The sequence below is a fragment of the Bacillus sp. AFS001701 genome (genome assembly GCF_002559405.1).
GTDB lineage: Bacteria > Bacillota > Bacilli > Bacillales > Bacillaceae_G > Gottfriedia.
On record NZ_NTZO01000198.1, the window covers coordinates 1 to 10,671 of the forward strand.

4 protein-coding genes are annotated in these 10,671 nt (G+C 34.6%); 2 read left to right on the forward strand and 2 right to left on the reverse strand.

Features of this window, described 5'->3' with window-relative positions; translation table 11 throughout:
* The first annotated feature begins 281 nt into the window (after window positions 1–281).
* Window positions 282–5,093, forward strand: a complete 4,812-nt coding sequence (locus CN514_RS13855; protein WP_098233105.1) for a S8 family serine peptidase — start codon at window positions 282–284, stop codon at window positions 5,091–5,093.
* Between the two features lie 152 nt (window positions 5,094–5,245).
* On the opposite strand, the gene CN514_RS13860 is transcribed toward CN514_RS13855, so the two are convergent.
* Window positions 5,246–6,667, reverse strand: coding sequence for an amino acid permease (locus tag CN514_RS13860; protein ID WP_098233106.1), 1,422 nt, complete (start codon window positions 6,665–6,667; stop codon window positions 5,246–5,248).
* Window positions 6,668–7,337: 670 nt separating this feature from the next.
* Between CN514_RS13860 and CN514_RS13865 the strand changes: the two genes are divergently transcribed.
* Window positions 7,338–8,600 (forward strand): efflux RND transporter periplasmic adaptor subunit, encoded by a 1,263-nt coding sequence (locus CN514_RS13865; protein WP_098233107.1) that lies wholly within the window; start codon window positions 7,338–7,340, stop codon window positions 8,598–8,600.
* A 541-nt stretch (window positions 8,601–9,141) separates the two neighbouring features.
* Here the strand turns inward: CN514_RS13865 and CN514_RS13870 are convergent.
* On the reverse strand, window positions 9,142–10,437 hold the full coding sequence (locus tag CN514_RS13870; protein ID WP_098233108.1) for an MFS transporter: 1,296 nt from the start codon (window positions 10,435–10,437) through the stop codon (window positions 9,142–9,144).
* Window positions 10,438–10,671: the final 234 nt, after the last annotated feature.

The following is a 10,671-nucleotide window of genomic DNA, read 5'->3' on the forward strand; positions in this document are numbered from 1 at the left end:
AAGGGATTTTGACTCAAAAAAAGAATTATTTAATTTATCTATTATTCCTTAAAAACTTTATTAAAAAATTATTAAGAAAGTATAGGTATTAATAGGATCAATAAAGATGAAAGGAGATATTAGGGGGTTATCTGGGTGAATTTTTTGAGGTAATTTGGCATGTTCTTTATTAAGAAATAGATCTGTCGATATTCCTCGAATGACTTTAAAAACAGGGGCGTTTTTAAAAGGCATTATCATTATAAGTTTTACTTAAATTTTTTTTGGAGAGGAAACGAGAAATGAATAACAAGAAAAATCGTAAAATCACTACGTATGCTTTAGCATCTGCTCTTGCTCTTTCTAATTTAGCATTTGTTTCACCAACTTCAGCTGAATCTTACCGACCAGGTGACTTAGCATCAAAGTTGGAACAAATTAAACAATCACAAGAATCAAAAGAACTACAAAATAAAAACAAAGTATCTGAAGCAAAAGCAAATTTAAAAGCTTCAGATAAAGTACGTGTCATCGTTGAATTAGATGGACAGTCACCAATTGAATACGCAACAAAACAAGGTAAATTGTTTAAGGACTTATCTGAAAGCCAAAAGTCTAGTCTTTATGCAAAAGTAGATAGTCAACAAAGTTCGGTAAAATCAAAGTTACAATCAAGAGGAATCAACATTAACTATAAGAAACAATTTTCAACTGCATTTAACGGTTTCAGTGGTGTAGTTGAATTTGGTGATGTAGCAAAAATTGAAGCTACTTCAGGTGTTAAAAATGTTTATTTAGCGAATGAATATAATCGTCCTACAGCTGAGCCATCAACTCCAGATATGACAAAGAGCCATCAATTTATCCAGTCTAAAGAAACTTGGAAAGACACTGGATTTGATGGTAAAGGTATGGTTATCTCTATTATCGATACAGGGATTGACCCTACACACCGTGATTTTAAATTAACGGATCCTTCAAAAGAGGATTTAACAAAAGATTCAGTAGCGCAACTTGTAAATGATAAAGGATTACCTGGTAAATTCTACACTGACAAGGTTCCTTATGGTTATAACTATTATGACCAAAACAATATCGTAACAGACCTTGGACCTGGTGCTTCAATGCACGGTATGCACGTAGCAGGTATTACGGCTGCTAACGGTGACGAAGCAAACGGTGGTATTAAAGGGGTTGCACCGGAAGCGCAAGTTCTTGCGATGAAGGTATTCAGTAATGACCCAAGCTATCCATCTACATGGTCTGATATTTATCTTGCAGCGATTGACGATTCTATTAAACTAGGTGCTGATGTATTAAACATGAGTCTTGGTTCTGTAGCATCTTCTTATGAACCAAATAGCGCAGAAGATCTTGCAATTACTCGTGCAGTTGACAATGGTATTGTGTGTGCTGTTTCTTCTGGTAACTCGAATCATATTGGTTATGGATGGGGAGATCCTCTATCACAAAACCCTGATATCGGTGTAACTGGAGCTCCAGGTCTTAATAAAGACACTATCTCAGTAGCTGCTTCTGGAAATGAAGCTTATCTTTATGAACATGCGATTACTGTTGATGGGAATAATGATCTTAGCGTTGTTGGTAAGGGAATCGATGCTTGGAAAAATTTATCAGATAAATTCGGTGGAAATATTCCAGTTGTAAATCTAGGTAAAAACGCTGGTGGAAGCTACAAATTAGGTTCACCCGATGATTATAAAGGTGTAGATGTAAAAGGAAAAATCGTATTAGTAGCACGTGGTTCATTAACTTTTGCTGATAAAACGAAATATGCAGCTCAAGCTGGTGCAGCTGGTATTATCGTATGGAATGCAACAAACGGTACTCAATACGCTGACCAAGGTGGATGGGATGTTCCTATTATGCTTGTTAACTCAAAAGCAGATGGTGAAGCATTATTTAATTCGATTAATGGTTCAGGAACAATTCATGTTAATCAATCAGCTAAAAATGAAAGTCCTGAAATGGGTCGTATGACAGCATTTACTTCATGGGGAGTTACGCCTAGTCTTGATTTAAAACCTGAAATTACAGCTCCTGGTGGAAATATCTATTCAACTGTTAATAATAATCAATATGAAGTAATGAGTGGTACTTCAATGGCGGCTCCACACGTAGCAGGTGGTTCTGCATTAGTACAAGAATACTTAAAAAATGATAAACGTTTCAGTTCATTAAGCTTAAGTCAACGTACTCACTTAGCAAAAGTATTATTAATGAATACTGCGAAGGTTATTAATGACTTAGATGGTCATCCATTCTCACCACGCCGTCAAGGTGCAGGTATGATGCAAATTGAAAACGCTGTTACAACACCAGTTTACTTCTATAGTAAAGCAACAGGTGAAGCGAAATACGAATTAAAGGATTTCCAATCTAAGAAAGTATCAATGACTTTCACAGCTAAAAATATTTCTGATAAAGATGCTGAATATAAAGTTGACACAACTACATTAACAGATGAATTCTATCAAACTACTGGAGTTGACCGTAATGCTCTACAAACAGGCACATTAGAAGGTGCAAAAGTAGATGCTCCTGAGACGATTAAAGTTCCAGCTGGTCAATCGGTTGATTTCACTGTGAAAATTGATTTAACTGATGCAAAAATTCCTGGATTCGATAAAGATGATAAGAAAATGTTAGCAGATCTTCATGACAACATTTTCGTTGAAGGTTCTGTAAATCTTATCGGCACAAATGGTAATCCAAATTTAACGACTCCATACGTAGGCTTCTACGGTAAGTGGGACAGTTTACCAATCCTTGATGGATTCAAAGATCTTGGCGAAACTCGTTATTTCGATTTACAAACGCTTTATGGCAAAGGTGCTCATGATATGACACGTGATGGTGATAATTATTTCTACGGTTCTGTTCCTGGTAAGAACTACTATGCATTATCACCAAATAAAGATGGATTTGCTGATGATATCAATGCACTACCATCATTCTTAAGAAATGCAGAGGAATCACAATACAATATCCTTGATAAAGACGGTAAATTCCTTCGTCGTTTAAGTGCACAATCTGACGTTACTAAAAATAACTATAACAATGGTAAAGGCGCGATCATGAAGGACAGTGCTTCAACTATTTGGGATGGTAAAGTAAATGGTGAAGTTGTACCGGACGGTTTATACAATTATGAGATTAAAGCTGTAGTGGGTTATGATGGTGCACAGTGGCAGTCTAAGAAAATCCCTGTTTATGTAGATACTCATGCTCCAAGCATAAAAGCTACTTATGATCCAGATAAAAAAGTAGTAACTTGGGAAGGTTCAGATGACGGTACTGGAGTTCAAGTTTATAGTATCTTCGTAAATGGAACTCTTGTCGGAAAAACTGACAATACAAAATCTTCATTTGATTTATCTTCAGCTCCAGATAAATCGGTAGTAGAAGTAGTTGCTATGGACTATGCAGGTAATGCGGCGGAAGACACTGCTGCAATTGGTGACGTAGATCTTCCATTAGTATATATCACTGACGGTTCAAAAGATAAAAATGGTGAATATATTCCAAACTCACCAGAACCATGGGGAGCTTATAGTGATAATAAAGTTCCTGTTAAAGGTTTCGTAACAGATGAAATTGGTATTAAAACAGTTAAAGTTAATGGAAAAGAAGTACCAGTTGATTTTGATGCGAAGACTGGACACTACAACTATTCAACAACTGTAACGTTTGACCAAGATGGTCCTTATACTGTACAAGTTGAAGCAACAGACTTTGCTAATAAGAGCTTCTCGGTTGCTCGACATGTCTATGTAGATACTCATGCAGCAGAAATTAATGTATTGGACGCTCCTGCTAGAGTAGATAAAAATGAGGAAACAGCTTCATTTACTGTAAATTTAAAAGATAACTATAGCTACTTAAACTTCTACGTTGGTGAAAATCACGAATTTGAAGTACCTTTAATTAGCCCGGTGGATGTTGTAAAACCACTAAGCAAAGATTATAAAGTAACTGTTCCTTTAAAAGAGGGAGAAAACAAAATTACATTAAGAGCGACTGACCTTGCTGGGAATGAAACAGTGAAGGAAGTAGTAATTAATCGTGCAGATGCTCCATTAACAACTGGTTGGGTAGTAAATGATGATAATAAAGTTTACTACTACGATGAAGATGGTAAAATGCACAAAGGATTCTTAGAACTTAAACAAACAGAAGAAGATTACACTTGGACATCAACATTCTATTTTGACCCAGCAACTGGTGAGATGCATAGAGGTTGGTTAGATTTAAGTGGAAAACGTTACTACTTCGACCAAGAAGGCGGAGTAATGGCAACAGACATCACGTTTGTTCCAGAAAACAATACGTACTTCTACTTTGATTCAAAAGGTGTAGCACAATCTGGTATCTTTAATTTATTTGGCGACAAAGCGTATTTTGACGCTAAATCTGGTTTATTACGCAGCGCTTGGAAACAAGTTGGTTCTAAAATGGTTTATGCAGACAAAGATGGTACTTTACACATTGGTTGGTTAAATAATAGTGGCAAGTGGTACTTCTTTAATAAAGATGGCTACATGCAAACTGGTTGGTTAAACGATGGTAAAGACACTTACTATTTAAATAGTAAAGGTGAAAAAGTATATGGTTGGAATGTAATCGGAGGAAAAACTTACTACTTTAATTCAACTGGTGTGAAAGCAAAAGCTGGTTGGTTAACAGTAAGTGGTAAGAAGTATTACTTAAACAGCGATGGATCAAGATTTAGTAATGGCTGGAAATCAATTAGTGGTAAATACTATTACTTCGATAAATATGGGGTAATGAAAACTGGTTGGTTAACAGTAAGTGGTAAGAAGTATTACTTAAACAGCGATGGATCAAGATTTAGCAATGGCTGGAAATCAATTAGTGGTAAAAACTACTACTTCGATAAAAACGGCGTAGTAAAAACTGGTTGGTTAACAGTAAGTGGTAAGAAGTATTACTTAAACAGCGATGGATCAAGATTTAACAATGGCTGGAAAAAAATCAGTGGTAAATACTATTACTTCAACAAATCAGGTGTTATGGCTGTTAATACTAAAGTAGGTAAATACAAAGTTGGAAAAGACGGAGCAAGAAAGTAAGTTCCGACCTTCTAAAAGCCTATTAGAAATAGGAAACTGTAGGCATGTATTCGATACTAAATCGGATACATGCTTTTTTTGTTTCGATTAAGGATGTACTAACGTAGAAAAGCCATAAGGAAAACCAATTTCCTTATGGCTTTTTAATGCTACTAGCTTATTTTAGTTTTATTATTGTTGTTGTTCGCGTTCCCTAGTGTACTTCTTTTCTTACCATATAATCCATACACAACAAGTCCTATAACCATCCAGACAATAAAACGAATAAATGTAATACCTGGAAGACTAGCGATTAGATAGGCAGAAAATCCAATCCCAATTATTGGAATAATCGGTACCAATGGTGTTTTGAATCCTCTTTTTAAATCAGGACGTTTTATACGTAATACAATAATAGAAGAACAAATTAAAATAAATGCTGTTAACGTTCCGATATTAACTAATTCTGCAACTTCGTTAATTGGCGTAACACCTGCTACAAATGCCGTAATTAAACCAATTAATATAGTTGGACGATAAGGTGTTTTATATTTAGGATGTAATTTTGTAAACCATTTTGGTAATAGACCATCTCTACTCATTGAGAACCAAATACGTGATCCAGCAAGCATAAATGAGAACAATACTGATAGAATCCCTGTAATTGCAGCAGCAGAAATGATTAGCGTAATCCACTTCATTCCAATATTACTAAAAGCTTTTGCTACAGGAGCTGCGTTATTAAGTGTTTCATATGGAGCCATACCCGTAATAATAAGTGACATTGCAACATACAAACATAAAGCGACAGCTAATGATATGATAACTGCAAGTGGTAAATCACGTTGCGGTCTTTTTGCTTCTTCAGCTGCAGTAGTTAATGTGTCATATCCGAATACAGCAAAGAATACTAGAGCTGCTCCACTCATTACACCATGAAAACCAAAAGGCATGAATGGGTGCCAGTTAGCTGTATTAATGTGAAAACTACCAACGCCAATAACTAAAAGAATAATTCCTAATTTGATTATAACCATTAATGAATTAAATTTAGAACCCATTTCAGTTCCTAATGTAAGTAAGCCCGCAATTCCAAGACTAACTAAAACTGCAATTAAGTCAACTTTGTGACCTGCTCCAGTACCAGGCGCGCCTTGTGCCCATACAGGAATGTGAACTCCCATTTGTAATAAAAACTCTTGCATGTAGCCAGACCATCCAATAGCTACTACTGCAACAACTAAGGCATACTCGAGTAACAAATCCCACCCGATTAACCAGGCTGTACCTTCTCCTAAAACAGCATAGCTGTAAGTATAAGCACTTCCGGCTACCGGTATTAATCCAGCAAATTCTGCATAACACAATGCTGCTGCTGCGCTAGCTAAACCAGCAATAATAAACGATAAAAGAACTGCCGGACCAGCGTGTTCAGCTGCTGCTACACCAGTTAATACGAAAATACCTACACCTATGATCCCGCCTAAACCAATGGCAGTCAGTTGCCATAAACCTAGAACGCGGTTAAGTCCGGTATTTTTAGTCCCATCCTGTTGAAGCTGTTCAATCGACTTTTTCCTGAAAAAAGCATTCATCTAAAGACTCCCCCTTTTTATGAATAATCTGTATTTTTAGTAAATAAATACACACTGCTTAAAAGAGTGCGTAGTAACTAATCAATTTGCAACGGGAGAGTTGTATTATTCCCATAATTGAAAGAGGAAAGACTGTTAACTCTTCGAAATTTCGTAAGCGTTTTCTAATGCGTATACGAAATCTTTTTAGTAGACCAAATATTGGAAGGATTATCCTTTCCTACAAAGATATTTTTTGTATTGTAACATAGTTCAATAATACTACGCAATAATAGTATGAATGTTTTAAAAATTGTATTTTAAACTAATAGAATATAATTTTTAATTAATTTAATAGAAGTATGTGCGAAAATACATAGATATAATAAGGGGTTCTGTGACTTTTTTAGTAGATTCTACTTATTCGTTCTGTCTGGTGAAACTTAAAATAAAAACAATAAAATTATTTTTTTGAAATTAAAATTTGAATATTCTGAAATAATATAAACCAGCCCAAATTAACCTAATATTCCACTCAAAAGGACAAATAAAAGGCATATTTAAAAAAACATATTAAATATTTATGATTTTCTAAAAAATCTCCTTGAAACGCTTTTTAAAACAATAGACAATAGATATAGGAGAAGTCGTATTAAGTTTTTGGCAAGATAAGGAAGGGGCAAGAGTTTTTATGGAAACGGCGAAAAGGATTGACGAAGAAAAAGAACAAGTAAAAGCAATTACGCCACGTCAAAAGAAATTTATTTTAATGGGGATCATTGTTCTTTTAATCGTTTCTGTGGTTCTTAGCGTAGCGGTGGTAGAAATTAAAAAGAGTAAATCTAAAACATTACAGTTTATCAGTCCAACGGTAAAAAGCTTTACGAAAACTGAAACTGTGTCTGGTCGTGTCGTACAAAGCCATACTGAAACAATTTACGTTAATCCAACTAAAGGTTCTATAAATGAGATTTTTGTTAAAGAAGGAGATACTGTCACTAAAGGGCAAAAACTTTTTTCTTATGAAGATACAACTATAGCAGCGGAAATTGGACAAGCAGAAGTAAATAAGAAGCTAGCAGAAACAACTGTTACACAGAAAAACGACCAAATTACATCATTAGAGAAAGACATTCAAAATGCTATTTCAGCGTCAACAGCAACATCTAATACAACTGATGCAAATAACACAGATAAAAATGCAACAAATACAACAAATACACCAGAGATTCAATCGCTGCAAGCTGAACTTAATACTACAAAGGAAGAGCTTAATGCTGCACAGCTAAAGGTAGAACAATATACACTTGAAGCTGAAAAGCTAAAAGCACAACAAGAATCATTAACTGTAAACAGTAATAATGATGGAGTAGTACTTAACTTGAACAAAAGTATCGGTCAAGGTTATAAAGCAACAGATAAACAGCAAATCTCAATTATGCAAATTGCTTCAAACGAACCTTTTCAAATTGAAGGAAAGCTAACAGAAAAAGAAAAAGCAAAAGTTGAGCCTGGCCAAGCTATTAAAGTCACATCAAAGGTTGTTATCGATAAGAGCTGGAAAGGAAGCATTTCAGAGGTAAGTAACTATCCTATGAATGATCAATCAACCAATCAAGATAAGAATTCCAAAAAAGAAGCTATACCATATTACACTTTTAGAGCAACGCTAGATTCACAAGAAAATCTATATCCTGGCTATGAAACAAATCTTGAAGTAGTGGTACAATCAAAAGATTTGCTAGCAATACCTGAGACGAGCGTTAAAGGAACAGGAAAATCAAAATATGTGTATGTACTTAAAAAAGGAACTATTTATAAACAAAATGTAAAAACTGGCCAAAAACAAGGGAAATATATTGCCATTCTTAAAGGAGTAAAAGAAGGGGATAAAGTAGGGAAAAATCCTTCTTGGACTGTTCGCCCTGGAACTAAAATTGATTTAGATAAGTAATAGAGAGACGATCACGGTAGAAAATTCATTTTACTATAGTGATCGTCTATTTGTTTCCTTAAAAACAAAGATAAAAAAGGGAGTCTCAAAAAGTTAGGTTAACTGACTCGAGACGCCTTTTTTAAAATGAAAATAGTACTTTTCATTTTAGTTGAGTAAATGGCTCTGTTTTTAAAGATATTAGAATAGTTTTATTCGATTTAATAAGAGTTAGAAGATATTTGCTAGTTATCCAATTCAAGTTCTCTACTATTGAACATTTTATATGTCATAAGTATAGGGTATTAGGGTATTATTAATTTTAATTGCGATTTTCTTTGATAAAATTGCAGTTTTGGCAATTTTAATTGTGGTTCTCTAGATTTAATTGCGGTTTTCAGATTTTAATTGCAGTTCATTGTTTTTTTCAGCTCTTCAGTATTTACTTGCATAGTTGGACCTCATATTTTCGATTTGTAGTTATAAAAAAAGGGCTACCCATTGAAAATTTTACTTTTGGGCAGCACCTCTTTTATTAAAGCGTTTTCAAAATTTAAATTAATTAAGCATTTATTTTTTGCGGAGGTAAGGGAACAGCATGTAGTTCAGATGCTTCTTCTTTAATAGAAAATAAATAAGCGATCAATCCTAATAGAGCTGTAATGATTAACATAATGATTGAGGTATTGAAGTTGCCTCCTGATGAATCACGTAACCAGCCCATAATATAGCTAGAAAATCCACCCATTAAGTTTGTAAATCCGATTAAACCTGCTGCACGACCAGCTGTCTCTTGGGTTGAATATTTTACTAAGAACATATTACTAAGATGGAAGACACCACCTTGACATCCCATTGCAAGTCCCATGCAAACCCCTGCTAATACTGGATTTGGAACAAGAACTGCCGTGGTTAAAAATATAGCAGTCAGTGAAAACAAAATTGTTGCCATTAAGCTCGGGCGTCTTGTTTTATCTGCAAGAAAACCACATGCAAGAACAAATCCAAGTGCAAATAACCACGATAAGGAAGTTATGCTTGTCATTCCTTCACGATCAAACCCTTTAGCTTCGATCAAGTACGTTGGCAACCAAATGCTTATTCCAAAGAAAAGGAAAGAACAGACTAACATACCAAACCATACAATCCAGAAACGATAATCTTGAATAAAATTTTTATTCTCATTTGTACTACTTACTTGTTGTTCTACTAAGTCCACTGGACGCTGAATTAGAGCCAACTCTTCCTTGCTAACCCACGGATGATCCTCAGGTTTATTTCTAGTAAGAAAAATAAACATTGGGATATTGACTATAAAGTTAAATCCAGCGAGCAGAAAGAAAGCGGCTTGCCAATGAAGTGATGAGATAATAAGTACTAATATGACTGCACCAATTGCTGGTCCTAAATAATTACCTGTAAGCCAAGAAGCTTGAGCGCGTCCTAATTCTCGTTTGTTGAACCAAGCAGAAATAAATTTCCCTGAAACAGGAATCATCATCCCTTCACCAAATCCAAGAATAATTCGACTGATAATAAATGCTTCATATGTAGTGGAGAGGCCAGACGAAAACATAGTAAGAGACCAAACAAATAATCCAGCTATAGCCGTTTTTCTCGCACCAAATTTATCAATAATGAATCCCCAAAATAGATTCGAAACTCCATAAGCAATTGTAAAAACAAATGAAAGAAGACCAATTTTTGCATTTTTGTCAACGCCAGTCATTCCGAGTGCTTTCAAAAATTCTGGATCTGTTTGTATGACAGAAATGCCAACTTTATCAATTTGTCCGAAGAACCAAAAGAAAAAGATTGGTAAAGCAATTAAAATCCATCTTTTTTGTCTATGTAGCATTAAAATTCTCTCTCCTTTTAAAATCAAGTAATTGCGTTTAAAATTTGGAAGGAAAAAGCAGAAACTACGTTTACCTAATAGACATGAAGATCAAAAAAATGTTTTGATACTTCACGTTTTAATTTTGCCTTAAATTGTTCGATTCACTCCTTTCAAAAAAGTGTAAATGTTTTAAATATAAAACAATGTTTCGTATTTTAACAATGAAACTCTTTTAAAGATAAAATAATTTGA